This is a genomic window from Brevundimonas sp. UBA7506, assembly GCF_002479495.1.
GTDB lineage: Bacteria > Pseudomonadota > Alphaproteobacteria > Caulobacterales > Caulobacteraceae > Brevundimonas.
In genome coordinates, this window is the sequence record NZ_DLNQ01000005.1 from 929,320 (window position 1) to 953,112 (window position 23,793).

Genomic DNA, 23,793 nt, shown 5'->3' on the forward strand with positions numbered 1-23,793 from the left:
TTCCCTCCCCAGGTTGCGATCAGCCAGAGGCTAAGCCCGAACGGCCATGCTTAACAATGAACGGCGATCAGGAACCCGCGACACGCCACGGCGGGTCCATCCGGTTCTCGCCCGCCCGGTAGAAGCACAGGCGATTGCCGTCGGGGTCACGCAGCCAGGCTTCGCGCCACAGCCAGGTCTGATCCACGGGATCATGATCAAAGGCCACGCCCGCCGCCTTCAGCGCCGCCACCCGCTCGTCCAGATCGGCGCACTCGAAATAGACGCCGACGCCGCCGGGGGTGACCTGTTCGGCCAGATGGATGGAAAAGGTCGCAGGCGCCCCCGATCCGTCGCCGGGGCAAACAAAGCGAGCATAGTGGTCGCTGGACACGATCATGGTCAGCCCCAGCCGTTGATAAAAGGCCTTGGCGCGCGGGATGTCCGTCGTTTCGACTGTGACCTGATTGAGATTCATGGCGGTACGCATTTCACAACTGAGGGACGCAGGACTTAGGAATCCCACGGCCTCGCTTCAACGCCGCCCGCGCCTCAGCCTTCCCTTTGCGCCCGTTCCCGCAGCGCCGCCCAGCGCTCCAGCCGCGCCTTGACCTTCTCCTCATGCCCCTCGCCCTTGGGCTTGTAGAAGGTGCGGCGTTCCATCTCATCGGGAAAGAAGTTCGCGCCGGAGAAGCCCTCGGGCGTGTCGGGATCGTACTGGTAGCCCTTGCCGTAGCCGAGCTGTTTCATCAGCTTGGTCGGGGCATTGCGGATATGGGCGGGCGGCATCAGTGAGCCGGTTTCATGCGCCGCCTTCCTGGCCGCCTTGAAGGCCTCATAGACCCCGACCGACTTGGGCGCCGTAGCCAGATGGACCACTGCCTGAGCCAGGGCCAGTTCGCCCTCGGGCGATCCCAGGAAGTCGTAGGTGTCCTTGGCCGCATTGGCGACCAGGATGGACAGGGGGTCGGCCTGACCGATGTCCTCGACCGCCATGCGCACGATCCGTCGCGCCAGATAGAGCGGGTCCTCGCCCCCGTTCAGCATCCGCGCCAGCCAGTAGAGGGCGGCGTCCGGGTCCGACCCCCGCACAGACTTATGCAGGGCGGAGATGAGGTTGTAGTGTTCCTCGCGCGACTTGTCGTAGGCGGGCGCGCGCTTCTGCAGCACGCCGGCCAGACCTTGCACGTCCAGCAGTTCGCCTTCCGGCAGGTCGAACAGGACCTCGGACATGGTCAGCAGATACCGCCCGTCGCCGTCGGCCAGGGCCAGCATGGCCTGACGCGCCTCGGTCGTCAGCGGCAGGGGCCGCTCCATCAGGGCCGCCGCCCGATCCAGCAACTGATCCAGCGCCGCGTCGTCCAGACGCTTCAGCACATAGACCTGGCTGCGCGACAGCAGCGCGCCGTTCAGCTCAAAGCTGGGGTTCTCCGTCGTGGCCCCGACCAGGGTGACGATCCCCTCCTCGACGAAGGGCAGGAAGCCGTCCTGCTGGGCGCGGTTGAAGCGGTGGATCTCGTCCACGAACAGTAGGGTCTGTTGCCCTGCGGCCCGGCGCATCCTGGCCGCCTCGAAGGCCTTCTTCAGTTCAGCGACGCCGGAAAACACGGCGCTGATCGACTGATATTCATAGCCCGCCGCCTTGGCCAGCAGCCGAGCGATGGTGGTCTTGCCGGTGCCGGGCGGTCCCCACAGGATCATGGAGCCCAGACGCCCGGCCTCGATCATGCGGCGGATCGGCCCGCCGGGACCCAGCAGATGGTCCTGGCCCACCACCTGTTCCAGCGTCTGCGGGCGCAGACGATCGGCCAGGGGGGCGTCAGGGGCGTGGATGCCGGAGGCTTCGAACAGGTCACTCATGGAACGGCAGAGATAGGCGTTCGTTCAGCCGATTACACGCACTACTATAGGCCCGAACGGAGGAACCATGTCCGAATCCCAGCCGAACCAGGGTCCGACCGGCGGCGTCACGCCTCACCTGACCATTCCGTCGCGCGGCGGTCTGGCGGCGATCGAGTTCTATGGCCGGGCCTTCGGCGCCGAGGAGATCATGCGGATGCCCGCCGAGGACGGCGAACGGCTGATGCACGCCCACCTCAAGATCAACGGCGCCAGTCTGATGCTGGCCGACGAATTCCCGGAGTGGACCGGCGAGGCCGACATCACGCCCAAAGGCGTCACCCTGCACCTTCAGGTCGATGATCCCGACGAATGGTGGACCCGCGCCCTAGTGGCCGGCGCCATCCCCGTCATGCCGTTGGAGGATCAGTTCTGGGGCGACCGCTACGGCCAGGTCCGCGACCCCTTCGGCCACACCTGGTCCATCGGCGGCACGGCAAAGAGCGTCTAGGAGGCTTCGCGATCCAGCCGCGCCTGAAGCCTGCCCCGCGCCCGCTCCGCATAGGCCCGACAGGCTGAGGCATCGAGGAAGGGGTTGGGCGTTGCGCCAGCCTGCAAGGCCGCGATCTTGACGTCGCCGCCCGAGTTGTCGGGATGCGCCGAGATCAGCAGGTCGCAGGGCAGCGCCTCCACGCGGGCGATGGAGGCCCGCAGCGTCGCCGTCACGTCGGGATGGGCCGTATAGGTGTAGTCCCCGCTGGCCACGGCGTTGAGGCTGGACGCGAACACCACGTCCACGCAGGCGTCGGCTTCGCAGGATTTCCACGTCCAACTGACGCTGCCGGGCGTGTGGCCGGGGGTAAAGACGGCCGTTACGGCAGTCCGCCCCAGGCGCACGGCTTCGCCGTCTCCGATCCCCCGAGCATTGAGAACCGGTGGATGCGCCGGAACACTGGAGGCCTGCGGATCATGGACGTCGGTCTGGCCTGTCCGCAGGGCGGCGGCGCCGACGGGGCTGGTGATCACCTCCGCCCCGCTGTCGCGCGCCAGGGCGGCGAGACCGCCTGAATGGTCGTAGTGCGCCTCGGTGTTCAGGATGTAGCGGATATCCTCCACCCGGAAGCCTAGATGGCGAATGTTCGCCTTCGTCGCCTCGACGGTCTGAGGCAGGGCGCCGTCGATCAGGATCAGACCGTCGCCGGTGTCGATCAGCACCAGGCTGAGACCGCCTGTGCCGACAAAATAGGTCTTGCCGTACAGCTTCAACGGCGCCTGCGGCTTCTCCCAGTCCGGGTTTCCGGGGATCGGCTGCGTCAGCGGATCGTCGTGCGGGGCGCCCCCGCTTGCGGACAGCAGGACGAGAGCGGCGGCGAAGGACAGAATGGTCATGCCTGCACCCAACATGAGTTTCTTCGACCGGCAAACACGGCAAAGATGAACCTGCGTGATTATCCCCAGCGGTATCTCTCGATCGCGCTTACGGCAACCGCCCTGTCAACCTGCGACCACCGCGCACGATGGTCAGTTCAGAGCCGCGCTGAGCTCGACCGAGCGCCGCGACCGAAGTGGCCGGGCGGCCGTCCACCTGAACGATCAGATCGTTGGGGCGCAGGCCGATGCGCGCCGGGATGCTGTTTCGCTGGAGGCCGGTCACGACCACCCCGCTGGTGAAGGGATCGCCGCCGAGACGGTCGGCCAAGGCCGGGTTCAGCGCCACGCCCTGCAGACCCGCCAGCGCTCCCTGCCCCACGCTTGTCCCCTGCCCCGGATCGGCGTCGCCAGGCAGGGTCGAGACGCGGGCGTTAAGCGTCTGGGTGCGCCCGTCGCGCAGGATGGTCACGGCCACGGTGTCGTTCGGCGAGCGCGTGCCGACGCGGAAGTTCAACCCACCCTGATCATTGACCTCGGCCCCGTCGACGGCAGTGATGACGTCTCCCTCCTCAAGGCCGGCGCGCGCGCCCGGCCCCTGGGGATAGACGTCGGTGATGATCAGGCCCTGGGGCCGCGACAGACCCAGGCTGCGGGCGATATCGGCGCTTACAGCATCCCCCTTCACACCCAGCCATGGCCGCACCACGGCCTTGGCGCCGCCGACAGCCGACTCGACCACCCGCTTCACCATGGTCGCCGGCACAGCAAAACCCACGCCGCTGGACGAGCCGCTGCGCGAGAAGATAGCCGTATTAATCCCGATTAGATCGCCGTCCATGTCAACCAGCGCCCCGCCGGAGTTGCCAGGGTTGATGGCCGCGTCGGTCTGGATGAAGGAGCTGGAATCGCTGATCCCCGTCTCGGTGCGGTTCAGGGCGGACACGATCCCCGTGGTCACCGTCTGACCGACGCCGAAAGGATTGCCGATGGCCAGAACCAGGTCGCCGACCTGCTGTTCTTCCTGATCGTCGATCCGCATCACCGGCAGGTCGCCCTCGACCCCCTCCAACTGCAGCACCGCAATGTCAGAGCGCTCATCAGCCAGCAAAACCTTGGCGGGATATTCGCGCCGATCATTCAAGGTGACTCGGATCTGCTGCATGTTCTGGATGACGTGGTTGTTGGTCACCACGATCCCATCCGCCCTCACAATGACACCCGATCCGATTGAGCCGGACTGTCGAACTGTCTGACCTGTGTACATCGTCCAGAATGGATCGGCCTGCTCACGCCTCAGAGCCGAGATGTTGACCACGGCGGGCGCGGCCTCGCGCACCACGGGGGCGAAGCTGGACTTCATCGAGCCGGCGTCGCGCGGGGCTTGGCGCGGCTGTTCGGCGAAGACGCCTTCCTGGGCCTTGGACGGCTGGGGCTGGCCGCAGGCGGACAGCATCAGGGCGGCGGCGAGGGCCAGTCTGGAAGTCTTCATCTCGTCCCGGTTCTACAAGCTTGGGCGTTCACGCCATTCCGCCTCGGCTTTTCGACAGGATCAAGGCCGCCGAACGCCTCGAAGCGTCGCCGCGATCAAACGAGCGTGACCTCATCTCGTTCCGCCCGTCGCGCCGTGATCCAGCCGATCAGGGCGGCCAGGGCCAGGACGACGGCGGCCAGATAGAAGGCCAGACCCGGCGTCGAAAGGGCGTCCACCGCTGCCGACGCTAGCTTCGCGTCGATGCCGACGCCCCGCAACCATGCCGTCGCCGGCCCAAAGCCCTCGCCCACAGACACCGAATAGATCCAGCCGAAGAACAGCGGCGAGGCCACGCCCGCGATGGAGGCGACGCTCATGTTGGCGCCCTGCAACTGGCCCTGCTCGCTCTCGCTGACGCGCCGGGTCATCAGCGACTGCAGGGTCGGCATGGCCAGGCCCCACAGGGCGTTGGGCAGCATGGCGATGATGAAGGCCACGCCCGTCGGCGCCCAGCCCATCAGGGCGATGCCCAGGGTGCCGCCGCACAAGCCCAGGATCATGGTCATCCGGTCGCCCAGCTTCTTCGACACCGGCCCGACCAGAACGCCCTGGACGATCATGTCCAGCACGCCGACCAGGGCCAGCAGCATCCCGACCTCCCACGGTCCCCAGCCATATCTCAGCCCGGCATAGAGGACGAAGACCGCCGAAAAGACGTGGTGGGCGAAGTAGAGCAGGAAGTTCACGATCGCGAGGCCGGTCAGTTCCGCGTGACGACGCAACAGCATCATGGCCCCGACCGGATTGGCGCGGCCCCAGCTGAACTTCATCCGCTTCTCGGGAGCCAGGCTCTCGGGCAGGATGAACAGGCCATAGAGGAAGGCCACGCCCGACAGACCGCCCGCCACCCAGAAGGGCACGCGCGGGCCGAACTCGCCGAGGAACCCACCCAGCACCGGCCCCAGCACGAAGCCGCCCGAGAAGGCCGCGCCGATCAGGCCATAGGCCCGGGCCCGTTTCTCAGGCTCGGTGATGTCGGCCATGTAGGCGTAGATGGTGGTGAAGCTGGACGAGGTGACGCCCGCGATCAGCCTTCCTGCCGCCAGCCACCACAGGTTCGGCGCCAGGGCCATCAGCACATAGTCCGCCGCCAGCCCGGCGCAGCTGATCAGGATGACCGGCCGCCGCCCGTACTGGTCCGACAACGAGCCGATGACCGGCGAGGCCAGAAACTGCATCCCCGCCCACAGGGCGATGAAGAGTCCGTTCAGCAAGCCCGCCTGGGCGTTGGAACCGACGAACTCCTCGATCAGGTGCGGCAGCACAGGGATGACGATCCCCATGGCCACGATGTCCAGCACCGCGGTCACGAGGATGAAGGCGATCGCCGCGCGGCGAACCTTGGGATGATGCAGGGACATGGGCGCTCGCGAATTCGGAACGTCGTTCTAGGCCCCCTCCCGTCATCCCGGAAGCCCGAAGGGCTATCCGGGACCGCAGGAGGCGCCGACCTCTGCGTCTTGGGCGGTCCCGGATCTGCGCCTCTCTGCGAGAGGCTTCGTCCGGGATGACGAAGCGGGTTAGCGCGTGGTCACCGCCAAAGTATCCTCCGGACGCCCGTCGCCGCGCGGGGCGTTGATGCGTAGCAGGCGGGCCAGGAAGGGCTGGACGTCCACGCTGTCCAGATCGGTCAACCGGCGGCCCGGAACCACGCCCGGCCCGTGGGCGATGAAGATGGCCGCCATGTCCGGCGAGGCGTTGTCATAGCCGTGCGCCCCGCCCGGCTTGGTCACCGGCCGCGCCCTGGTCGTGAAGGTCCAGCCAGGCTCGGAGGCGCAGACGATGGCCGAGACGCGCGGGTTGGAGCCCAGCACGAACCGCGCCGGAATCTCGCTCTTCCTCCAGCAGTCCAGATGCGGACGTGAGCCCAGCAGCGCCGCCTCGACCTCGGCCTCGCGACCGGCCACGGGGTTCAGGAAGGTCACCGCGCCGGAATAGATGATCTGGATGGCCGCAGGGTCGATCAGATCGTCGATCCACGTCACCCGCTCGGGCGAGGTCGCGGCCATGCCGTGATCGGACACGACCACCAGCACGGTGCGCTCATAGAGGCCCCGCGCCTTCAGCCCCTCGACCAGACGGCCGATGGAAGCGTCAACCGAGCGGATCGCCTCGGCGGTTTCGGGCGCGTCGGGGCCGTTGTGGTGGCCCTGGGTGTCGACGATGTCGAAGTAGAGGGTGGTCAGCTGCGGCCGCTGGTCCGCCGGCAGGTCCATCCATTGCAGCACGCGGTCCACGCGCGCGTCGCCGGGCATGCCTTGATCGAAGGTGGTCCAGTAGGTCGGGCGCACGCCGTGAATATCGGCCTCGGAGCCCGGCCAGAACATGGTCGCCGTCTTCACCCCCGCCTTCTCGGCCGAGACCCAGATCGGCTCGCCCTGATCCCACCAGCGACGGTCGGTCACGGCCTGCTTGTTGCCCAGCGAGAACCGGCCCAGTTCGGCGTCGATCATGTTGTTGCCGACGATGCCGTGGTGGTCCGGGTGCAGACCCGTCACCAGCGTATAGTGATTGGGAAAGGTCACGCTGGGGAAGGACGGCCGCATCGGCCCCGTGGCCCCCTCGCCCGCCAGACGCGACAGGTTGGGCGTGACGCCACGATCCAGATAGTCGGCGCGGAACCCGTCGATGGAGATCAGCATGACCAGCGGCGGCTCGACCGGCTGCGGCTCGGGGGTCTGAACCGGCGTGGTGGCGCAGGCGGTCAGCAGCAGGGCCAGACACAGGCCCGCGACGCGAGAAAACATGGGGAACTCCGAAGCGACTTCGGGGAGATTGCCTAAGCTTAATCTGCGACATGCAGAAGACGGCTTGCCGGTTTATCCCCACCGGGCCAAGCTCTGCAGCATGACCGCTGTTATCGAAACGATCGGCCTGACCAAGACCTATGGCGCGGTGCGCGCCCTGGACGGGCTGAGCCTCTCTATCCCGCGCGGCGGGGTTTACGGCGTGCTGGGGCCGAACGGCGCCGGCAAGTCCACCCTGTTCCGCATCCTGCTGGGCCTGATCCGGCCGACGGCAGGCGAGGTCAGGGTTCTGGGCCAGCACGCGGGCGATCCCGCCGTCATGCGCCGCATCGGCTCCATGATCGAGACGCCCCGCTTCCCGCCGTACATGACCGCGCGTCAGGTGCTGGAGTGGCTGGCGCTGGCGCATGGAATGGGCAAGGAGGCCGCCATCGACGCCTGGCTGGACCGCGTCGGCCTGACCGAGGCCGCCAACCGCCGCGTGCGCGGCTTCTCGGTCGGCATGTTGCAGCGCCTCGGCGTCGCCGCCGCCCTGATGACCAAGCCCGATCTCGTCATCCTGGATGAGCCGACCAGCGGCATGGACCCGCCCGGCATCCAGGAGATGCGCGCCCTGATCCGCAGCCTGGCCGACGACGACGGCGTGACCATCATCCTGGCCAGCCACCAGTTGCTCGAGGTCCAACGAGTCTGCGACCGGGTCGCCATCTTCAATCGCGGCACACTGGCCGCCGAGGGCAAGGTCAACGACCTGACCGCGGCGGGCGAGCGCCTGCGCCTGTCGGCCACGCCCCTGGCCAGGATCATGGGCGTCCTGGGCGACAAGGGGTCGCTGGACGGCGACGCCGTTCTGGCCGCCATCCCGCGCGCCGAGGGCCCCGCCTTGCTGCGCGCTCTGATTGAACAGGGCGTGGACATCGACGAGGCCCGCTGGGTCGGCGCTGATCTGGAAAGCGTCTTCATGGCCGAGACCGGCCCCGCGCGCACCGAGGCGCAAATCCGCGAGGCCCTCCATGCTGGCTGACGCCATCCGCTCCGAATCCTGGCGCCTGCTTCAGAACCGCACCGCGATCTTCTGGAGCATCTTCTTCGTGCCCGTCGTCGGCCTGCTCGTATCGGCCCTCGGCTTCTTCCTGCTCAAGTCGAAGGCGGCCCAGATCAACGGCGGCCAACTGCCCCCCGAACTGTCGCTCGGCGGCCCTCTGGACCTGGGTCAGGCTCTCGCCAGCAATGCCGGCGACCTGGCCAACCCGGCCATCCTCGCCTTCCTCCTGATCGGCGCCGCCACCCTCTATGCCGGCGACTATCGCTGGGAGACCTGGCGTCTGATCAGCGCCCGTAACAGCCGACCGAACCTGCTGTTGGGCAAGGTCGGGGTGCTGAAAATGCTGGCGCTGGCGGCCATGCTGATCTTCCTGCTGAGCGGCGCCCTGTCCGAAGTGATCAAGGCCGCGATCTTCGCCCGCCCCCTGACCTTCACCTTCGGCGCGACCGAAGCTGGCCAGTTCGGGCTGCTCTTCCTGCTGTCCTTCGTGCGGGTGGTTCAGTTTCTGATGATCAGCCTGCTGGCCGCCACCGTCACCCGATCCCTGCTGGCGGCCCTGTTCATCCCGCTGGTGCTCGGCATCGGCCAGTTCTTCCTCGGCGGGCCGTTCGCGCCCCTGCTGGGGCTGGAGCCGGGCGACTGGCTGACGCACCTGTTGCTCCCCGGCGCCGCGTTCGAGACGCTCAAGACGCTGATCAAGGGCGGCATGGCAGCCACCACCCTGCCCGACGGCGTCGCCATCAAGGCCATCGTCAGCCTGGCTCTGTGGAGCCTCGCCCCCCTTGGGGCCGCCATCGCCTGGTTCAGCCGTCAGGACCTGTCGAAGGAGTAGCGGCGAGAGCGAAATCGGTTTGGACGCCCTCGCGTCCAAACTCAGATCTTCGCCTGAGAGATCAGCCGCTTCTCCATCCAGACGTCGGCGCGCGCATAGGGCGTCGGCTGGGGCGGCAGGTTCACGAAGCCGAACCGGGCATAGAGCCCCAGCGCCGGGCCCAGCGTCGAGCTGGTCTCAAGATAGAGGCGGTGCGCGCCCGCATTCCGGGCCGCCGCCTCGCAGGTCTCCAGAAGCCGCAGGGCCAGCCCGCCGCCGCGCGCCTCAGGCCGCACCGTCATCTTGGTCACCTCATAGCCGCCGTCCGCCATGGCGATCAGGCCGCAGCAGCCGACCGAAACCCCGCCCCGCTCGGCGAAGAAGATGTGACCGCCCTTGGCCAGGATCTGGCCCTCGGGATCGTCCAGCGTCAGATGATCCTTGGCCTCCAGGGCGAAGCCGCCCTCAGCCAGCCAATCCGCGTTGAGCGCCTTCCAAACGTCGCGATGGTCGGGCGTGTAGGCGACGATGCGGTCTTCGAGCTTACTCATGCTCGCTCTATCGCCCCCCGCATCGCGGCGGACAACGAAAAAGGCGGCTGGATCGCTCCAGCCGCCTCTTCATGTCTTCAGGTTGAAGAAGCCGATCAGGCCTCGTCGCCCTCAATGGCGAAGACCGGACCGGAGTCCTTGCCCTTGGCTTCGACGTCGCGATCGACGAACTCGATCACGGCCATCGCGGCGTTGTCGCCGTGACGGAAGCCGGCCTTCATGATGCGGATGTAACCGCCCGAACGTTCGGCGTAGCGCGGGCCGATCGTTTCGAACAGCTTGCCGACTTGCGGCACGTCGCGGACGGCGCTGATGGCCTGACGACGAGCGTGCAGGTCGCCCTTCTTGGCGAGCGTGACCAGCTTCTCAACGAAGGGACGCAGTTCCTTCGCCTTCGGCAGGGTGGTCGTGATTTGCTCGTGCTTGATCAGCGAGGCGGCCATGTTGGCGAACATGGCTTGGCGGTGGCTGACCGTACGGCCGAGCTTGCGGTAAGCGGCGCCGTGGCGCATCGGGGTCTCTCCTACTCAACCCTGGTTTCCGGCCTAATCATAGGGGCGGGACCTGGGGCCTTTTCATTCTAACCGCCCCATCCGCGCCGACAGGCGCTGGGCGGAGGGTTGATGATCAGATCTGGTCGTCGAACTTTTTGGCCAGATCTTCGATGTTTTCGGGCGGCCAGTTCGGCACGTCCATGCCGAGCGACAGGCCCATCGTCGCGAGAACTTCCTTGATCTCGTTCAGCGACTTGCGGCCGAAGTTCGGGGTGCGAAGCATTTCGCCCTCGGTCTTCTGGATCAGGTCGCCGATGTAGACGATGTTGTCGTTCTTCAGGCAGTTCGCCGAGCGGACCGACAGCTCCAGTTCGTCGACCTTCTTGAGCAGGGCCGGGTTGAAGGGCAGGTCGGGCTTGCCGTCCGTCGCCTCAACCGCCTTGGTCGGCTCGTCGAAGGTGATGAAGATCTGCAGCTGGTCTTGCAGGATGCGGGCGGCGTAAGCCACCGCGTCAACCGGCGAGACGGCGCCGTTGGTTTCAACTTCCAGGATCAGCTTGTCGTAATCCATCGACTGGCCCTGACGGGTCGGCTCGACGCGATAGGCGACGCGCTTGACCGGCGAGTACAGGGCGTCGACGGCGATCAGGCCGATCGGCGCATCTTCCGGGCGGTTCAGTTCGGCGGCGACGTAGCCCTTGCCGTTCTGGACCGTCAGTTCCATGCGGATCGAAGCGCCGTCGTCCAGCGTGCAGATGACGTGATCGGGGTTCAGAACCTCGATGTCAGCCGGAACTTCGATCTGGCCCGCCGTGACGACGCCGGGGCCCGTGGCGCGCAGGGTCATGCGCTTGGGGCCTTCGGCGTGCATGCGCAGCGCCAGTTGCTTGATGTTCAGGACGATGTCGACCACGTCTTCCCGCACGCCTTCCAGCGACGAGAACTCGTGAACAACGCCGTCGATCTGGATAGCCGTGACCGCCGCGCCTTGCAGCGAGGACAGCAGAACGCGACGAAGCGCGTTGCCGAGCGTCACACCGAAACCGCGCTCGAGGGGCTCAGCGACCAGACGCGCCTTGCGCAGCGGGTCGGAACCGCCTTCCACTTGCGGCTTCTCGGGACGGATCAGCTCTTGCCAGTTTCTTTCGATCATAGAGTCCCTCGAACGGGTTTCGTCGGCTCCGGCCTTGTCGACGAGGCCATGGTGGAGCCGACGGAGATTGGGGGTGCCTGGAACGCTGTCGCGATTAGACGCGGCGACGCTTGGGCGGACGGCAACCGTTGTGCGGCATCGGGGTGACGTCGCGGATGGTCGTGATCGTCAGACCGACGGCCTGCAGAGCGCGGAGCGCCGACTCACGGCCGGAACCCGGACCCGAGACGTTGACTTCCAGCGTCTTCACGCCGTGCTCTTGAGCCTTCTTGCCGGCGTCTTCAGCAGCCATCTGGGCAGCATACGGGGTCGACTTGCGCGAACCCTTGAAGCCCATGTGACCGGCCGACGACCAGGAAATCGCGTTCCCTTGGGCGTCCGTGATCGTGATCATGGTGTTGTTGAAAGAGGCGTTCACGTGAGCCACGCCCGACGTGATGTTCTTGCGTTCGCGGCGCTTAATGCGACCCGGTTCCTTAGCCATCGGTCAGCTCTTTCTCTTACTTCTTCTTGCCGGCGATCGGCTTGGCCGGGCCCTTGCGGGTGCGGGCGTTGGTGTGCGTGCGCTGACCGCGGACCGGCAGGCCCTTGCGGTGACGCAGGCCGCGGTAGCAGGCCAGGTCCATCAGGCGCTTGATGTTCATCGAGGTTTCACGGCGCAGGTCGCCCTCGACGGTGTGATCCTTGTCGATCGTTTCACGGATCTGCAGGATTTCAGCATCAGTCAGCGAGTTGACGCGGCGAGCAGGCTCAATGCCGACCTTCGCGGTGATTTCCTTGGCGGCGTGCGCGCCGATGCCATGGATGTACTGAAGCGCGATTTCGACGCGCTTGTTGGTCGGAATGTTGACGCCAGCGATACGGGCCACGAGAATCTCCAGATACGCTTAAACAGACGCGGAAACCGCTCCGGTCAACAGACCTGGAACGTGTGCGCCCTTCGCGGAAGCGGCCCTTATACAGGGGATTCTCATGGCGTCAACGGGCGCGCTCGCCAGCGGCCTCGGCTTCCACCGCAGCCGGGGGAAAGGCCACTGCGATCATCTGCCGGTGCCGACCGCCAAATCGGCCCAACCGACTGGGCGGCTGATAGCGAAACTCGGCCGCCTTGCGCAAGGCGGCCTGCCCCACGCCCCGGCCGACGGGGTGTTCCTCCCTGACGCGACAGTCCTCGAGCCGGTCGCGACCCGCTCGGATATAGCACTGCATGATCGCATAGGCGCCGGGAAGCGCAGCCAGAGAACTGGCGGCGACGTCCGTCGTCATGACGGCGCCCCGCGGGCCGCTGATCAAGACTGGCCCCGCGCCGCGCCCCAGCCCTGAGCCATTCCCGTCGCCTTCCCCCAGACCGCGACCTTCCCCGCTATCGCCCAGGCCCATGCCCGCGTCGATGGAAGGCGCGACAGCCTGACCGATCTCAAGCGCCGGCAGCGGCGCCAAGGCCTGCGGCGCCGCCAACTCGGCCCGTTCAACATCGGGGTCCGGTTGGACGTGAATTCGCGACGGCGTCGCCCTGCCCTCTCCGCCCGCCTCTAGGCCCCTCGCCGTCGACGCCGTGAGGGGACGTCGCATCATGAGAACATCAAACACGGGTTGCGCCAGCGGCTCTTCAGCCGCCTCAAGCCGGTTCATGGCGAAAGCGATGATTAGGGCCAGATGCGCAACGCTCACCAGAGCAACCACGCCCAGACGCCTCTGGTCGCCAGCCCCCCAATTCACGGCAATCGTCATCGGGCCTCTCCGCCGCATTCAAAATAACAACGAGATGCGGCCATCATGCGCCAGGATGCACGGCGTTCAACCCCTAGCCGACCGTCAGGGCCAGATGACCACGACAGGAACCTCCTGATTGTCCACAGGCGCACCGTCGCGAACCGGCGGCTGAAAGCGAAAATGGACCGATACCGCCAGGGCCGCCTGACCAAAGCCCAAGCCCGGCGGGGCCTCCTCCATGACTCGGCACGCCTCCAGACGGGTGTCCAACCGGATACGGCAGGACAGGGATACACGCCCCCCCATGCGTCGTCGAAAGGCCGCTGTCGGATGGACCGCCCGCAGATCGGCCTGGGTCGGACCGCGCAACAACCTGAAACGGGAGCCCCCTGACACTGGCCCCGCCCCGGAGCCGACACCGACGCCGAACCCGCCCCCCTCGCCGCCTGATCCCTGCCCAGGCGTCGGGCTGGCTTCAGGCGCGACGCCGATCACCAGCGGCGGCTGAGGCGCGGGCCGAGGCGGCGCAGTCAACTCCGGCGTGCGCTCGGCCTTGCGCGGCGGCGAATGGGTCCTGGACGCCGCCGCCGGGGCCCCGCCGCCTTCGGCGCGCGCAGGCTTGGGCGGAGGAAGCGGTCGGGGCGGAATTGGCGACGGCCGGACGAGCTCTACCTCAACCGGCCGCGACACAGGCGTGGGGGCTATGTCGGGCTGAAGGCGCCCGAGCAGGCCGAACAGGACCAGATGCAGAAAACCGACACCCACCGTCACGCTCGCCTTGGCGAGCCTGACGTTTCGAGACGACGGTCTGCTGCTCATCTGCGCCCCTTTGAAGCGAATGCCCGAACGCCTAACGCCCGAACATCGCTTCCGATCAGGGCGTCCTAGACCAAAGCGCCGTCGATGGCGGCGGCGACCGTGGCGATATCGCCCATGCCGTCAATCTCGGTCAGCTTGCCCTGGGCTTCGTAATAGGGAAGCAGCGGCGCGGTCTGGGCGTTGTAGACGGCCAGGCGATCCTTGAAGGTCTCCGGATTGTCGTCCGGACGGCCCTGCTCGGCGAAACGCTTGCCGATGCGGGCGGTCAGGGCTTCGTCGTCGACCTTCAGGCGAACAACGCGGTCGATCTGAGCGCCCCGCTTGGCCAGCATGGCGTCCAGGGCCTCGGCCTGGGCGACGTTGCGCGGGAAGCCGTCGAAGATGGCGCCGCCGGCGGCCTCGGCCTCCGGCAGGCGGTCCTCGATCAGGGCGATGACGATCTCGTCGGTGACGAGGTCGCCGCGCGCCAGCACGTCCTTGACCTTGAGGCCCAGTTCCGAGCCGGAAGCAATCGCCGCGCGAAGCATGTCGCCGGTCGAGAGCTGGATCATGCCCCGCTCCTCGACCAGACGCTTGGCTTGCGTGCCCTTGCCGGCCGCGGGCGGCCCGAACAGGATCAGATTCATCTTGCGGGCTCCCCTACCCGACGATCAGCGGCGGGCGGGGGCGGAACCGCCCCGGCCGCCGCGACCACGCAGCTTGGCCTTCTTGATCAGACCCTCGTACTGGTGCGCCAGCAGTTGGGACTGGATCTGGGCGACAGTGTCCATCGTGACCGAGACGACGATCAAGATAGACGTTCCTCCGAAGTAGAGGCTGTTACCCAGGCTGCTGACCAGGAACTCAGGCAGCAGGCAGACCGCGGTGATGTAGGCGGCGCCGATCACCGTCAGGCGCGTCAGCACATAGTCCAGGTACTCGGCCGTGCGCTTGCCCGGACGGATCCCCGGCAGGAAGCCGCCGTACTTGCGCAGGTTCTCGGCCGTGTCCTCGGGGTTGAAGGTGATCGAGGTGTAGAAGAAGCAGAAGAAGACGATCAGGACCGCATACAGGATCATGAACAGCGGCTGGCCGTGCGTCAGCTGCGCCGTCACCAGCGGCAGCCAGCTCATCCACTCGGGCAGGTTGGCCTGGGCGGTGAAGGTGGCGACCGTCGTCGGCAGCATCAGCAGCGACGAGGCGAAGATGGCCGGGATGACGCCGGCGGTGTTAACCTTCAGCGGCAGGAACGAGCGCTCGCCGCCCGTCATGCGGTTGCCTTCCTGGCGCTTCGGATACTGGATCAGAAGGCGGCGCTGGGCGCGCTCCATGAAGACGATGAAGACGATCGTGGCCACAGCCAGGATGGCGATGAACAGCAGCACGAAGGCCGACATCTGACCCTGTTGGGCCAGGCCCAGCAGGCGGGCGACGGTGGACGGCAGAACCGCCACGATGCCGGCGAAGATGATCAGCGAGATGCCGTTGCCGACGCCGCGCGCCGTCACCTGCTCGCCCAGCCACATCAGGAACATGGTGCCGCCGGTCAGGGTGGTGACCGTCGAGATGATGAAGAACAGGCCGGGCTGGTCGATCAGGCCGGCCTGGGCGTTCAGACCCGCCGCGATGCCGAAGGACTGGGCCAGAGCCAGGAAGACCGTCAGGTAACGGGTGTACTGGTTCAGCTGCTTGCGGCCGCTTTCGCCGCCTTCCTTCTTCAGCTTCTCCCAGGGCGGGTAAACCGCGCCCATCAGCTGCACGATGATCGAGGCCGAGATGTACGGCATCACGTTCAACGCAAAGACGGCCATACGCTCGACCGCGCCGCCCGAGAACATGTTGAACATGTCCAGGATGCCGCGCTGGCCGTCCGGGTTCTGGAAGAAGGCCAGGAAGGCCTCGGAATTGATGCCGGGAATCGGAACATAGGTGCCGATCCGATAGACCAGCAGTGCGCCCAGCGTGAACAGCAGGCGTTTGTGCAGCTCGGTCGCTTTCGCGAACGAGCCCATGTTCATATTGGCAGCGAGTTGTTCAGCGGCCGAAGCCATCAGGCGGTCCCCACGACTATGCCCGTCGTCAGATAGGCGGAAAGCGGCTCCCTTGCGAGAGCCGCTTTCGGAAAATCGTCATCCCGGTGCGGATGATCCCGGCGAACGCCGCATCAGCGGCGCTAGCACGGGATGACGATATCGATTTTAGGCCTTGGCGGCGGCGCGCTTGGCGCGGGCCGAGACCTTGTTGGCGTCGCCCAGCGGCGCCTTGGCGGCCGGAGCCTTACCCTTGGCGGCGTTGCGCTTCTCGACGCGGGCAGCGGCCTTGGCTTCAGCGGCGATGCGCTGTTGCTCGACCTTGCCGCCGGCGGCTTCGATGGCCTTGATCGCGCCCGACGAGGCCGACCAGACGACCAGGTTCAGCTTGGCCTTCAGTTCGCCTTCGCCCAGAACGCGGACGCCGTCCTTGACGCGACGGATCACGCCGGCGGCCACCAGGGCGGCGCCGTTGATTTCAGCCTTGGCGTCCAGCTTGCCGGCGTCGATGGCTTCTTGCACGCGCCACAGGTTCACTTCGGCCAGCTTCAGCGCGTTCGGGTTGTTGAAGCCGCGCTTCGGCATACGCATGTACAGCGGCATTTGGCCGCCTTCGAAGCCGCCGATGGCGACGCCGGTACGCGACTTCTGACCCTTGACGCCGCGACCGGCGGTCTTGCCCTTGCCCGAACCCGGGCCGCGGCCGACGCGCATGCGCTTCTTGTGTGCGCCTTCGTTGTCGCGGATTTCGTTCAGTTTCATATGCCTGATCCTTTCGGGTTCTAGCGCCAGGCCGCAAAGGCGACTCTGACTCGGCGTTGGAAAAATTGAAGGGCCGCTTCTAGGCGGCCCGTCGCAGCATCGCAAGATGCTTCTTCAAAGAGAAACGCCCTCCCCCGGGATCGGGAGAGGGCGCATCGTCTTATTTCTCGACCACTTCGACCATGTGGGCGACCTTGGCGATCATCCCACGGACCGAGGGGGTGTCTTCCAGCGTCGACTCGCGGCCGATGCGGTTCAGACCCAGGCCCGACAGGGTGGCGCGCTGATCCGACTTGCGGCGGATCGGGCTGGCCGTCTGGCGAACCGTGACGGTGGCTTTTTCGTTCTTGGCCATGTCTATCAGCCCTCGACTGCTTCAGGCGCCGAGGCGCCGTCGTTGCGGCGGCCCATCAGGTCGGCGACCTTCTTGCCACGCTTTGCAGCAACCTGACGCGGCGACGATTGAACCTTCAGAGCTTCGAAGGTCGCGCGGATCATGTTGTAGGGGTTCGACGAGCCGGTCGACTTGCCCACGACGTCCTGGACGCCGAGGGTTTCGAGGACCGCACGCATCGGACCGCCGGCGATGACGCCCGTGCCGGGAGGGGCAGCGCGCATCATGATCTTGCCTGCGCCCCAACGGCCGTTGCCGTCGTGGTGCAGGGTGCGGTTCTCGCGCAGCGGAACGCGGATCATCGTCTTCTTGGCTTCTTCGGTCGCCTTACGGATGGCTTCCGGCACTTCGCGCGCCTTGCCGTGACCGAAGCCGACGCGGCCCTTGCCGTCGCCGACGACCATCAGGGCTGCGAACGAGAAACGACGTCCGCCCTTAACGGTGGCGGCGACGCGGTTGATGTGCACCAGCTTTTCGACGATGTCCGAATCCGGGCCGTCGACAACAGGAGCGTTGCGGTCGCGGCGGTCGCGGTTCTGACCACCTTGTCCGCGTTGGGGTTCACGAGCCATGCTTCTCGATCCCTTAGAAGTTCAGGCCGGCTTCACGCGCGGCCTCCGCCAGCGCCTTGACGCGGCCGTGATAGATGTAGCCGCCGCGGTCGAAGACGACGTCGGTGACGCCCTTCTCCTTGGCGCGCTCGGCGATCAGCTTGCCGATCGCAGCAGCTGCGGCGACGTCCGAACCCTTGGAACCCTTGCCGCCTTCCAGCGACGAGGCGGCGGCCACCGTGACGCCCTGGGCGTCGTCGATGATTTGAGCCGAGATGTTCTTGTCCGAACGGAAGACCGACAGACGCAGACGACCGTTGGCGACAGCCTTGAGGCGACGACGGTTGCGTTCGGCGCGGCGCTTGGCTTGTTGTTGCAGAGAAAGAGCCATGACTTACTTCTTCTTGCCTTCCTTGCGCCGGACGGTCTCGCCCTGATAGCGCACGCCCTTGCCCTTGTAGGGTTCCGGCGGACGCAGCTTGCGGATGACGGCGGCGATTTCACCGACGGCCTGCTTGTCGTTGCCCGAGATCTTGATCTCGGTCTGCTTCGGCACGACGAAGGTGATGCCGGCCGGCGGCGCGATGTCGACTTCATGCGAGAAGCCGAGCTGCAGCGACAGAGCCTGGCCCTTCAGCGCAGCGCGGTAACCCACGCCGACCAGTTCCAGGGTCTTTTCGAAGCCCGAGGTCACGCCGGTGACCATGTTGTCGACCAGGGTGCGCGACAGACCCCACATCGCGCGAGCGCGAGGCGTGTCCGAACGCGGGGTCAGCGACAGTTCGTCGCCTTCCTGCTTGACTTCGATCTCTTCGGCCACGGTCCAGGAGCGTTCGCCCTTGGGACCCTTGACCGAGACGGTCTGGCCGTTGAGCGTGACAGTCACGCCCTTCGGCACAGCAATGGTTTTCTTGCCAATACGGGACATATCAGTAGACCCTGCAGAGGACTTCGCCGCCGACGTTAGCGTCGCGGGCGGCGGCGTCGGACATGACGCCCTTCGAAGTCGAAAGGATCGAGATGCCGAGGCCGTTCTTGACCGGCTTCAGCTCGTTGATGGCCGAGTAAACGCGGCGGCCGGGCTTCGACACGCGGGCGATCTCAGCGATCACCGGCTGGCCGTCGAAGTACTTCAGCTCGATCTCGAACTGCGGGAACTCGCCGGGGTTCTGAACCAGCGAATAGCCGCGGATGTAGCCTTCGTCCTGCAGCACGTCGAGGACGCGCTGGCGCAGACGGGAGGCCGGGGTCAGCACCTTGGAACGCTTGCGGGTCGCCGCGTTCTTGATGCGAGCGATCATGTCGCTCAGGGGATCGTTGATCATCATATCTGTTCGCTCCCCTTACCAGCTCGACTTCGTCAGGCCGGGGATCTGCCCCAGGTTGCCGAGTTCGCGCAGGGCGATACGGCTCATCTTGAGCTTACGGTAGTAAGCCCGCGGGCGACCCGTCACTTCGCAACGGTTGCGAATGCGGCCCGGCGCGGAGTTGCGCGGCAGGGCTGCCAGCTTCAGACGAGCGTCGAAACGCTCTTCCAGCGGCAGGCTTTCATCGTTGGCGGTCGCCTTCAGGGCGGCGCGCTTTGCGGCATACTTCGCAACCAGAGCCTTGACGGCTTCGTTACGGTTTACGGCGCTTTTCTTAGCCATTGTTCTCTTCCCTTCCCGCTCAGTTCTTGATGAACGGGAACTTGAACTCGGTGAGGAGAGCCTTGGCTTCCTCATCGGTCTTGGCCGTGGTGCAGACGACGATGTCCATGCCCCACATCTGATCGATCTGGTCGTAGTTGATCTCAGGGAACACGATGTGTTCCTTCAGACCCGTGGCGTAGTTGCCGCGACCGTCGAACGAGGTGCCCTTCAGACCACGGAAATCCTTCACGCGCGGCAGCGCGATCGTGATGAAGCGGTCCAGGAACTCGTACATCTGGGCGCCGCGCAGCGTGACCTTGCCGCCGATGACCATGCCTTCGCGCAGCTTGAAGCCGGCGATGGAGTTACGAGCCTTGGTCGGCACAGCCTTCTGACCGGCGATGGCCGTCAGGTCCTTGAGGGCCGCATTGACCTTCTTGGAGTCTGCGACAGCTTCACCGACACCCATGTTCAGGACGATCTTGTCCAGCTTGGGGATCTGCATCTCGTTCGTGTAACCGAACTTTTCCTTCAGGGCGGCGCGGATGCGCTCCTGATATTCGGTCTTGAGACGCGGCGTGTACTTGGTGTCAGCCATTAGATGACGTCTCCCGTGGTCTTGGCGAAGCGAACCTTGGCGTCGCCTTCGACCTTGAAGCCGACGCGGGTCGCCTTGCCGTTGGCGTCGGCGATCGCGACGTTCGACAGGTGAAGCGAGGCTTCCTTGTGCTTGATGCCGCCTTGCGGGTCAGCCTGGGTCGGGCGCGTGTGGCGCTGAACCATGTTGACGCCTTGCACGACGACGCGGTTTTCGGTCGGCAGGACCTTCAGCACCTGGCCGGTGCGTCCCTTGTCCTTGCCGGTCAGGACGACGACCGTGTCGCCCTTCTTGATCTTGGCGGCCATATTACAGGACCTCCGGAGCCAGCGAGATGATCTTCATGTGGTTCTTGGCGCGCAGTTCGCGGGGAACCGGGCCGAAGATCCGCGTGCCGACAGGCTCGTTCTGCTTGTTGACGATGACGGCGGCCGACTTGTCAAAACGAATAACCGAGCCGTCCTTGCGCTGGATGTCCTTGGCGGTGCGAACGACGATGGCGCGAACGACGTCGCCCTTCTTCACGCGGCCGCGCGGGATAGCTTCCTTCACCGAGGCGACAATAGTGTCGCCCACCGAGGCGTAGCGGCGCTTCGAGCCGCCCAACACCTTGATGCACATGACCCGGCGGGCGCCCGAGTTATCGGCGACCTCCAGGTTAGTTTGCATCTGGATCATGGGATCCGATCCTTTTCTTTAGGAAGCCGAGGCGGGGGAAACGACTTCCCAACGCTTCAGCTTGGACTTGGGGGCGCACTCGACGATGCGCGCGACGTCGCCGACTTTGAGGGCGTTGCCCTCATCGTGAGCGTGGTACTTTTTGGACAGGCGGACGATCTTCTTCAGGACCGGGTGCAGCAGAGTGCGCTCGACCTTCACGACGACCGTCTTGTCGCCCTTGTCGGACACGACCACGCCTTCAAGAATACGTTTGGGCATAGGTGTTTCCTTAACCCGCCGCGCGGTTCGCACGCAGAAGCGTGGAAATACGGGCGATGTCCTTACGCACTTCCGAGACCCGGTGGGTTTTTTCCATCTGGCCGGTGGCGGCCTGGAAGCGCAGGTTGAACTGTTCCTTCTTGAGCTTCAGCAGCTCGTCGGCCAGTTGGTCGGGGGTTTGAGCCCGCAGATCAGCGATCTTGGTCATTACGCGGCTTGCTCCATAACGATGCCGGCGTCCAGGCGGGTGACCACCTTGGTGCGGACCGGCAGCTTGGCGGCGCCGAGGCGCAGCGCTTCGCGAGCCACATCGTCCGGCACGCCGTCGATTTCGAACAGGATACGGCCCGGGTGGCAGCGCGCGGCCCAATGGTCCACGGCGCCCTTGCCCTTACCCATCCGGACTTCAGCCGGCTTGCCCGTGACGGGCAGATCCGGGAAGACGCGGATCCAGACGCGGCCCTGACGCTTCATCTGACGCGTGATCGCGCGGCGAGCCGCCTCGATCTGGCGCGCGGTGATGCGCTCGGGTTCCACCGTCTTCAGGCCGTAGGAGCCGAAGTTCAGCGAGAAACCACCCTTGGCCGAGCCATGGATGCGGCCCTTGAAGGCCTTGCGGTACTTGGTCTTTTTCGGTTGCAACATGGCCTATCAGCCCTCACGACCACGGCGCGGACCGCGATCACCGCGGGGGCCGCCACGGCCTTCGTTGGACGACGGACCCGAGGCTTCCTGGGCCCAACGCTTGTCCTGAGCCATCGGGTCGTGCTCGAGCACTTCACCCTTAAAGACCCAGACCTTCACGCCGATGATGCCGTAGGTCGTCTTGGCTTCGTAGAAGCCATAGTCGATGTCGGCGCGCAGGGTGTGAAGCGGCACGCGACCTTCGCGGTACCATTCCATACGAGCGATTTCGGCGCCGCCCAGACGGCCCGAAACGTTGATGCGGACGCCCTTGGCGCCGAGGCGCATGGCCGACTGCATCGAACGCTTCATGGCGCGACGGAAGGCGATCCGGCGCTCCAGCTGCTGAGCGATGTTTTCAGCGATCAGCTGAGCATCGGTTTCCGGCTTGCGGACTTCGACGATGTTCAGGTGAACTTCGCCTTCGGTGCGAGCCGAGATGTCCTTGCGGAGCTTCTCGATGTCAGCGCCCTTCTTGCCGATCACGACGCCCGGACGAGCGGCGTAGATCGTCACGCGGCACTTCTTGTGCGGGCGCTCGATGATGATGCGCGACACGCCGGCGGCGACCAGGCGTTCCTTCAGCCACGTACGCAGCTTCAGGTCCTGGTGCAGCAGGCGGGCGTAGTCGGCGCCGCCGGCGAACCAGCGGCTGTCCCACGTGCGGTTCACGCCGAGGCGCAGACCGACCGGATTGATTTTCTGTCCCATCAGGCGGCCTCGCCGGCTTCACGGACCACGATCGTGATCTCGCTGAACGGTTTCAGGATGCGCGACGAGCGACCACGAGCGCGGCTCGCGAAACGCTTCATCACCAGGTTCTTGCCCACGAAGGCCTCGGCGACGACCAGGTTGTCGATGTCGAGGTTGTGGTTGTTTTCGGCGTTCGAAACGGCCGAATACAGAACCTTGCGGACGTCGGTGGCGATGCGCTTGCGGCTGAATTCCAGCTCGTTCAGCGCCTTCTGGACCGGCAGACCGCGGATCGAAGCGGCGACCAGGTTCAGCTTTTGCGGGCTGATGCGAACGTTGACCAGCTTGGCGCGAGCCTCGGTGGCGCCGACGCGGCGGGGGTTGTTGGACTTGGCCATCAGTTACTTCCTTTTGGCCTTCTTGTCCGCCGCGTGACCCGGGAAGTTCCGGGTCGGGGCGAACTCGCCAAACTTCATGCCGACCATGTCTTCGTTGACCATCACCGGCACGTGCTTCTGGCCGTTGTGGACGCCGAACGTCAGACCGACGAACTGGGGCAGGATGGTGGAGCGGCGCGACCAGGTCTTGATCACGTCCTTGCGGCCCGACGTTTGAACGGCGTCGGCCTTCTTGAGCAGATACCCGTCGACAAACGGGCCTTTCCAGGAGGAGCGGGCCATTCTTAGCGAGCCTTCTTCACGTGGCGAGTACGGATGATGAACTTATCCGTAGCCTTGTTCTTGCGGGTGCGGGTGCCCTTGGTGTCCTTGCCCCACGGCGTAACCGGGGTACGACCACCAGAGGTCCGGCCTTCACCACCACCATGCGGGTGGTCGATCGGGTTCATGGCGACGCCGCGAACGTGCGGACGGAAGCCCATGTGACGAACGCGACCGGCCTTGCCGAGGTTCTGGTTCATGTGGTCCGGGTTCGACACGGCGCCGACAGTGGCCATGCACGAGTCCAGAACCATGCGCAGCTCGCCCGAGCCGAGACGGATCTGGGCGTAGCCCTGATCGCGACCGACCAGCTGGGCGTAGGCGCCGGCCGAACGGGCCAGCTGAGCGCCCTTGCCCGGCTTCATCTCGATGTTGTGGATGATCGTACCCACGGGCATCGAGCGCAGCGGCATGGCGTTGCCCGGCTTCACGTCGACCTTCTCACCAGCGACGATGACGTCGCCGGCCTTCAGGCGTTGCGGAGCGATGATGTAGGTCTTCTCGCCGTCCGGGTAGGTCACCAGGGCGATGAAGGCGGTGCGGTTCGGGTCGTATTCCAGACGCTCGACCGTGCCGACCACGTCCCACTTGCGACGCTTGAAGTCGATCTTGCGGTACAGGGTCTTGGCGCCGCCGCCGCGGAAGCGGACAGCGATGCGACCGCCCTGACCGCGGCCGCCCGACTTGGTCAGGCCTTCGGTCAGCGACTTCTCGGGACGGCCCTTGTGGAGCTCGGACCGGTCGACCAGCACCAGGGCGC

Annotated in this window: 35 protein-coding genes; 3 read left to right on the plus strand and 32 right to left on the minus strand. The window is 65.9% G+C overall.

Going from position 1 to position 23,793, the window contains the following annotated elements; translation table 11 throughout:
* Positions 1 to 67 precede the first annotated feature (67 nt).
* Both B3K53_RS06475 and B3K53_RS06480 read right to left on the minus strand, forming a co-directional pair.
* Positions 68 to 457, minus strand: a complete 390-nt coding sequence (locus B3K53_RS06475; RefSeq protein ID WP_292083321.1) for a VOC family protein — start codon at positions 455 to 457, stop codon at positions 68 to 70.
* Positions 458 to 531: 74 nt separating this feature from the next.
* Positions 532 to 1,839: a replication-associated recombination protein A gene (locus tag B3K53_RS06480; RefSeq protein WP_292083323.1), complete on the minus strand. Its 1,308-nt coding sequence runs from the start codon at positions 1,837 to 1,839 to the stop codon at positions 532 to 534.
* 67 nt (positions 1,840 to 1,906) lie between these two features.
* Here B3K53_RS06480 and B3K53_RS06485 point away from each other — a divergent pair, with 67 nt between their 5' ends.
* Positions 1,907 to 2,329, plus strand: a complete 423-nt coding sequence (locus B3K53_RS06485; protein ID WP_292083324.1) for a VOC family protein — start codon at positions 1,907 to 1,909, stop codon at positions 2,327 to 2,329.
* Here B3K53_RS06485 and bla read toward each other — a convergent pair.
* From bla to B3K53_RS06505, 4 genes are all read right to left on the minus strand, one after another.
* Positions 2,326 to 3,207 carry a subclass B3 metallo-beta-lactamase gene (bla, locus tag B3K53_RS06490; protein WP_292083325.1) on the minus strand — a complete coding sequence of 294 codons (882 nt, stop codon included), beginning with the start codon at positions 3,205 to 3,207 and terminating at the stop codon, positions 2,326 to 2,328. The two genes, B3K53_RS06485 and bla, sit on opposite strands and share 4 nt — an antisense overlap.
* 88 nt (positions 3,208 to 3,295) lie before the next feature.
* The gene (locus B3K53_RS06495; RefSeq protein ID WP_292083326.1) at positions 3,296 to 4,678 is read right to left on the minus strand and encodes a trypsin-like peptidase domain-containing protein; all 1,383 of its coding nucleotides are present in this window, start codon (positions 4,676 to 4,678) and stop codon (positions 3,296 to 3,298) included.
* A gap of 95 nt (positions 4,679 to 4,773) precedes the next feature.
* On the minus strand, positions 4,774 to 6,081 hold the full coding sequence (locus tag B3K53_RS06500; RefSeq protein WP_292083327.1) for a TCR/Tet family MFS transporter: 1,308 nt from the start codon (positions 6,079 to 6,081) through the stop codon (positions 4,774 to 4,776).
* Between the two features lie 159 nt (positions 6,082 to 6,240).
* Entirely contained in the window at positions 6,241 to 7,467 is a 1,227-nt protein-coding gene (locus B3K53_RS06505; protein ID WP_292083328.1) for an ectonucleotide pyrophosphatase/phosphodiesterase, read from the minus strand.
* Positions 7,468 to 7,567: 100 nt separating this feature from the next.
* On the opposite strand from B3K53_RS06505, the gene B3K53_RS06510 reads away from it, so the two are divergent.
* Together B3K53_RS06510 and B3K53_RS06515 are read left to right on the plus strand one after the other, a co-directional pair.
* Positions 7,568 to 8,491: an ABC transporter ATP-binding protein gene (locus B3K53_RS06510; protein ID WP_292083329.1), complete on the plus strand. Its 924-nt coding sequence runs from the start codon at positions 7,568 to 7,570 to the stop codon at positions 8,489 to 8,491.
* The gene (locus tag B3K53_RS06515) at positions 8,481 to 9,344 is read left to right on the plus strand and encodes an ABC transporter permease subunit (protein ID WP_292083330.1); all 864 of its coding nucleotides are present in this window, start codon (positions 8,481 to 8,483) and stop codon (positions 9,342 to 9,344) included. Before B3K53_RS06510 ends, B3K53_RS06515 begins: the two co-directional genes overlap by 11 nt.
* A 41-nt stretch (positions 9,345 to 9,385) precedes the next feature.
* On the opposite strand, the gene B3K53_RS06520 is transcribed toward B3K53_RS06515, so the two are convergent.
* From B3K53_RS06520 to rplB, 26 genes are all read right to left on the minus strand, one after another.
* Entirely contained in the window at positions 9,386 to 9,874 is a 489-nt protein-coding gene (locus B3K53_RS06520; RefSeq protein WP_292083331.1) for a GNAT family N-acetyltransferase, read from the minus strand.
* A 95-nt stretch (positions 9,875 to 9,969) separates the two neighbouring features.
* Positions 9,970 to 10,386 (minus strand): 50S ribosomal protein L17, encoded by a 417-nt coding sequence (gene rplQ, locus B3K53_RS06525; protein ID WP_105563656.1) that lies wholly within the window; start codon positions 10,384 to 10,386, stop codon positions 9,970 to 9,972.
* Between the two features lie 115 nt (positions 10,387 to 10,501).
* A complete protein-coding gene (locus B3K53_RS06530; protein WP_207826445.1) occupies positions 10,502 to 11,521 on the minus strand; it encodes a DNA-directed RNA polymerase subunit alpha in 1,020 nt (339 codons plus the stop codon).
* A 94-nt stretch (positions 11,522 to 11,615) separates the two neighbouring features.
* A complete protein-coding gene (rpsK, locus tag B3K53_RS06535; RefSeq protein ID WP_292083332.1) occupies positions 11,616 to 12,005 on the minus strand; it encodes a 30S ribosomal protein S11 in 390 nt (129 codons plus the stop codon).
* Between the two features lie 16 nt (positions 12,006 to 12,021).
* The gene (gene rpsM, locus B3K53_RS06540; protein WP_105563653.1) at positions 12,022 to 12,390 is read right to left on the minus strand and encodes a 30S ribosomal protein S13; all 369 of its coding nucleotides are present in this window, start codon (positions 12,388 to 12,390) and stop codon (positions 12,022 to 12,024) included.
* Positions 12,391 to 12,499: 109 nt separating this feature from the next.
* Positions 12,500 to 12,787 (minus strand): hypothetical protein, encoded by a 288-nt coding sequence (locus B3K53_RS06545; protein ID WP_292083333.1) that lies wholly within the window; start codon positions 12,785 to 12,787, stop codon positions 12,500 to 12,502.
* Between the two features lie 549 nt (positions 12,788 to 13,336).
* A complete protein-coding gene (locus B3K53_RS16200) occupies positions 13,337 to 14,053 on the minus strand; it encodes an energy transducer TonB (protein WP_409515799.1) in 717 nt (238 codons plus the stop codon).
* A gap of 65 nt (positions 14,054 to 14,118) precedes the next feature.
* Entirely contained in the window at positions 14,119 to 14,679 is a 561-nt protein-coding gene (locus tag B3K53_RS06550) for an adenylate kinase (protein ID WP_292083334.1), read from the minus strand.
* Between the two features lie 24 nt (positions 14,680 to 14,703).
* Positions 14,704 to 16,083 carry a preprotein translocase subunit SecY gene (gene secY / locus B3K53_RS06555; protein WP_292083335.1) on the minus strand — a complete coding sequence of 460 codons (1,380 nt, stop codon included), beginning with the start codon at positions 16,081 to 16,083 and terminating at the stop codon, positions 14,704 to 14,706.
* Between the two features lie 147 nt (positions 16,084 to 16,230).
* Positions 16,231 to 16,824, minus strand: coding sequence for a 50S ribosomal protein L15 (gene rplO / locus B3K53_RS06560; protein ID WP_349680920.1), 594 nt, complete (start codon positions 16,822 to 16,824; stop codon positions 16,231 to 16,233).
* A 160-nt stretch (positions 16,825 to 16,984) separates the two neighbouring features.
* Positions 16,985 to 17,179, minus strand: coding sequence for a 50S ribosomal protein L30 (rpmD, locus tag B3K53_RS06565; protein ID WP_105563648.1), 195 nt, complete (start codon positions 17,177 to 17,179; stop codon positions 16,985 to 16,987).
* Between the two features lie 5 nt (positions 17,180 to 17,184).
* Positions 17,185 to 17,790: a 30S ribosomal protein S5 gene (rpsE, locus tag B3K53_RS06570; protein ID WP_292036860.1), complete on the minus strand. Its 606-nt coding sequence runs from the start codon at positions 17,788 to 17,790 to the stop codon at positions 17,185 to 17,187.
* 13 nt (positions 17,791 to 17,803) lie between these two features.
* The gene (gene rplR / locus B3K53_RS06575) at positions 17,804 to 18,160 is read right to left on the minus strand and encodes a 50S ribosomal protein L18 (RefSeq protein ID WP_105563646.1); all 357 of its coding nucleotides are present in this window, start codon (positions 18,158 to 18,160) and stop codon (positions 17,804 to 17,806) included.
* 3 nt (positions 18,161 to 18,163) lie between these two features.
* Positions 18,164 to 18,697 (minus strand): 50S ribosomal protein L6, encoded by a 534-nt coding sequence (gene rplF, locus B3K53_RS06580; RefSeq protein WP_292083336.1) that lies wholly within the window; start codon positions 18,695 to 18,697, stop codon positions 18,164 to 18,166.
* A gap of 1 nt (position 18,698) precedes the next feature.
* Positions 18,699 to 19,097: a 30S ribosomal protein S8 gene (gene rpsH / locus B3K53_RS06585; protein ID WP_292083337.1), complete on the minus strand. Its 399-nt coding sequence runs from the start codon at positions 19,095 to 19,097 to the stop codon at positions 18,699 to 18,701.
* Positions 19,098 to 19,112: 15 nt separating this feature from the next.
* Positions 19,113 to 19,418 (minus strand): 30S ribosomal protein S14, encoded by a 306-nt coding sequence (gene rpsN, locus B3K53_RS06590; RefSeq protein WP_292083338.1) that lies wholly within the window; start codon positions 19,416 to 19,418, stop codon positions 19,113 to 19,115.
* A gap of 19 nt (positions 19,419 to 19,437) precedes the next feature.
* The gene (rplE, locus tag B3K53_RS06595; RefSeq protein ID WP_292083339.1) at positions 19,438 to 19,998 is read right to left on the minus strand and encodes a 50S ribosomal protein L5; all 561 of its coding nucleotides are present in this window, start codon (positions 19,996 to 19,998) and stop codon (positions 19,438 to 19,440) included.
* A complete protein-coding gene (gene rplX, locus B3K53_RS06600) occupies positions 19,998 to 20,306 on the minus strand; it encodes a 50S ribosomal protein L24 (protein ID WP_292083340.1) in 309 nt (102 codons plus the stop codon). Before rplX ends, rplE begins: the two co-directional genes overlap by 1 nt.
* A 1-nt stretch (position 20,307) precedes the next feature.
* Entirely contained in the window at positions 20,308 to 20,676 is a 369-nt protein-coding gene (gene rplN / locus B3K53_RS06605; RefSeq protein ID WP_021698481.1) for a 50S ribosomal protein L14, read from the minus strand.
* 18 nt (positions 20,677 to 20,694) lie between these two features.
* Positions 20,695 to 20,937, minus strand: coding sequence for a 30S ribosomal protein S17 (gene rpsQ / locus B3K53_RS06610; RefSeq protein WP_105563640.1), 243 nt, complete (start codon positions 20,935 to 20,937; stop codon positions 20,695 to 20,697).
* A 10-nt stretch (positions 20,938 to 20,947) separates the two neighbouring features.
* A complete protein-coding gene (gene rpmC / locus B3K53_RS06615; RefSeq protein WP_207826400.1) occupies positions 20,948 to 21,145 on the minus strand; it encodes a 50S ribosomal protein L29 in 198 nt (65 codons plus the stop codon).
* Positions 21,145 to 21,582 (minus strand): 50S ribosomal protein L16, encoded by a 438-nt coding sequence (gene rplP, locus B3K53_RS06620; RefSeq protein ID WP_292083341.1) that lies wholly within the window; start codon positions 21,580 to 21,582, stop codon positions 21,145 to 21,147. Before rplP ends, rpmC begins: the two co-directional genes overlap by 1 nt.
* A 6-nt stretch (positions 21,583 to 21,588) precedes the next feature.
* Positions 21,589 to 22,332 (minus strand): 30S ribosomal protein S3, encoded by a 744-nt coding sequence (gene rpsC, locus B3K53_RS06625; RefSeq protein ID WP_292083342.1) that lies wholly within the window; start codon positions 22,330 to 22,332, stop codon positions 21,589 to 21,591.
* Positions 22,332 to 22,712 carry a 50S ribosomal protein L22 gene (rplV, locus tag B3K53_RS06630; protein ID WP_105563636.1) on the minus strand — a complete coding sequence of 127 codons (381 nt, stop codon included), beginning with the start codon at positions 22,710 to 22,712 and terminating at the stop codon, positions 22,332 to 22,334. The genes rpsC and rplV overlap by 1 nt, the downstream gene beginning before the upstream one ends.
* 3 nt (positions 22,713 to 22,715) lie before the next feature.
* Complete coding sequence (gene rpsS, locus B3K53_RS06635; protein ID WP_184272436.1) at positions 22,716 to 22,994, minus strand: 30S ribosomal protein S19; 279 nt, start codon at positions 22,992 to 22,994, stop codon at positions 22,716 to 22,718.
* 2 nt (positions 22,995 to 22,996) lie between these two features.
* Positions 22,997 to 23,788 (minus strand): 50S ribosomal protein L2, encoded by a 792-nt coding sequence (gene rplB, locus B3K53_RS06640; protein WP_292083381.1) that lies wholly within the window; start codon positions 23,786 to 23,788, stop codon positions 22,997 to 22,999.
* Positions 23,789 to 23,793: the final 5 nt, after the last annotated feature.

Coding starts and splice junctions, on each gene's coding strand:
- B3K53_RS06530 (WP_207826445.1), bottom strand. CDS start 11,521: ATGATCGAAAGAAACTGGCAAGAGCTGATCCGTCCCGAGAAGCCGCAA.
- rpsQ (WP_105563640.1), bottom strand. CDS start 20,937: ATGCCCAAACGTATTCTTGAAGGCGTGGTCGTGTCCGACAAGGGCGAC.
- rpsE (WP_292036860.1), bottom strand. CDS start 17,790: ATGGCTCGTGAACCCCAACGCGGACAAGGTGGTCAGAACCGCGACCGC.
- rplN (WP_021698481.1), bottom strand. CDS start 20,676: ATGATCCAGATGCAAACTAACCTGGAGGTCGCCGATAACTCGGGCGCC.
- bla (WP_292083325.1), bottom strand. CDS start 3,207: ATGACCATTCTGTCCTTCGCCGCCGCTCTCGTCCTGCTGTCCGCAAGC.
- B3K53_RS06495 (WP_292083326.1), bottom strand. CDS start 4,678: ATGAAGACTTCCAGACTGGCCCTCGCCGCCGCCCTGATGCTGTCCGCC.
- B3K53_RS06515 (WP_292083330.1), top strand. CDS start 8,481: ATGCTGGCTGACGCCATCCGCTCCGAATCCTGGCGCCTGCTTCAGAAC.
- B3K53_RS06510 (WP_292083329.1), top strand. CDS start 7,568: ATGACCGCTGTTATCGAAACGATCGGCCTGACCAAGACCTATGGCGCG.
- rpsS (WP_184272436.1), bottom strand. CDS start 22,994: ATGGCCCGCTCCTCCTGGAAAGGCCCGTTTGTCGACGGGTATCTGCTC.
- rpmC (WP_207826400.1), bottom strand. CDS start 21,145: ATGACCAAGATCGCTGATCTGCGGGCTCAAACCCCCGACCAACTGGCC.
- B3K53_RS06480 (WP_292083323.1), bottom strand. CDS start 1,839: ATGAGTGACCTGTTCGAAGCCTCCGGCATCCACGCCCCTGACGCCCCC.
- B3K53_RS06545 (WP_292083333.1), bottom strand. CDS start 12,787: ATGACGACGGACGTCGCCGCCAGTTCTCTGGCTGCGCTTCCCGGCGCC.
- rplO (WP_349680920.1), bottom strand. CDS start 16,824: ATGAAACTGAACGAAATCCGCGACAACGAAGGCGCACACAAGAAGCGC.
- rpsN (WP_292083338.1), bottom strand. CDS start 19,418: ATGGCTAAGAAAAGCGCCGTAAACCGTAACGAAGCCGTCAAGGCTCTG.
- B3K53_RS06475 (WP_292083321.1), bottom strand. CDS start 457: ATGAATCTCAATCAGGTCACAGTCGAAACGACGGACATCCCGCGCGCC.
- rpsK (WP_292083332.1), bottom strand. CDS start 12,005: ATGGCTAAGGAACCGGGTCGCATTAAGCGCCGCGAACGCAAGAACATC.
- B3K53_RS06500 (WP_292083327.1), bottom strand. CDS start 6,081: ATGTCCCTGCATCATCCCAAGGTTCGCCGCGCGGCGATCGCCTTCATC.
- rplQ (WP_105563656.1), bottom strand. CDS start 10,386: ATGCGCCACGGCGCCGCTTACCGCAAGCTCGGCCGTACGGTCAGCCAC.
- rplP (WP_292083341.1), bottom strand. CDS start 21,582: ATGTTGCAACCGAAAAAGACCAAGTACCGCAAGGCCTTCAAGGGCCGC.
- rpsH (WP_292083337.1), bottom strand. CDS start 19,097: ATGATGATCAACGATCCCCTGAGCGACATGATCGCTCGCATCAAGAAC.
- rpsC (WP_292083342.1), bottom strand. CDS start 22,332: ATGGGACAGAAAATCAATCCGGTCGGTCTGCGCCTCGGCGTGAACCGC.
- rplV (WP_105563636.1), bottom strand. CDS start 22,712: ATGGCCAAGTCCAACAACCCCCGCCGCGTCGGCGCCACCGAGGCTCGC.
- rplX (WP_292083340.1), bottom strand. CDS start 20,306: ATGGCCGCCAAGATCAAGAAGGGCGACACGGTCGTCGTCCTGACCGGC.
- rplR (WP_105563646.1), bottom strand. CDS start 18,160: ATGGCTCTTTCTCTGCAACAACAAGCCAAGCGCCGCGCCGAACGCAAC.
- B3K53_RS06485 (WP_292083324.1), top strand. CDS start 1,907: ATGTCCGAATCCCAGCCGAACCAGGGTCCGACCGGCGGCGTCACGCCT.
- B3K53_RS06505 (WP_292083328.1), bottom strand. CDS start 7,467: ATGTTTTCTCGCGTCGCGGGCCTGTGTCTGGCCCTGCTGCTGACCGCC.
- rplE (WP_292083339.1), bottom strand. CDS start 19,998: ATGGCTGACACCAAGTACACGCCGCGTCTCAAGACCGAATATCAGGAG.
- rpmD (WP_105563648.1), bottom strand. CDS start 17,179: ATGGCCAAGAACGAAAAAGCCACCGTCACGGTTCGCCAGACGGCCAGC.
- B3K53_RS16200 (WP_409515799.1), bottom strand. CDS start 14,053: ATGAGCAGCAGACCGTCGTCTCGAAACGTCAGGCTCGCCAAGGCGAGC.
- rplF (WP_292083336.1), bottom strand. CDS start 18,697: ATGTCCCGTATTGGCAAGAAAACCATTGCTGTGCCGAAGGGCGTGACT.
- secY (WP_292083335.1), bottom strand. CDS start 16,083: ATGGCTTCGGCCGCTGAACAACTCGCTGCCAATATGAACATGGGCTCG.
- B3K53_RS06520 (WP_292083331.1), bottom strand. CDS start 9,874: ATGAGTAAGCTCGAAGACCGCATCGTCGCCTACACGCCCGACCATCGC.
- B3K53_RS06550 (WP_292083334.1), bottom strand. CDS start 14,679: ATGAATCTGATCCTGTTCGGGCCGCCCGCGGCCGGCAAGGGCACGCAA.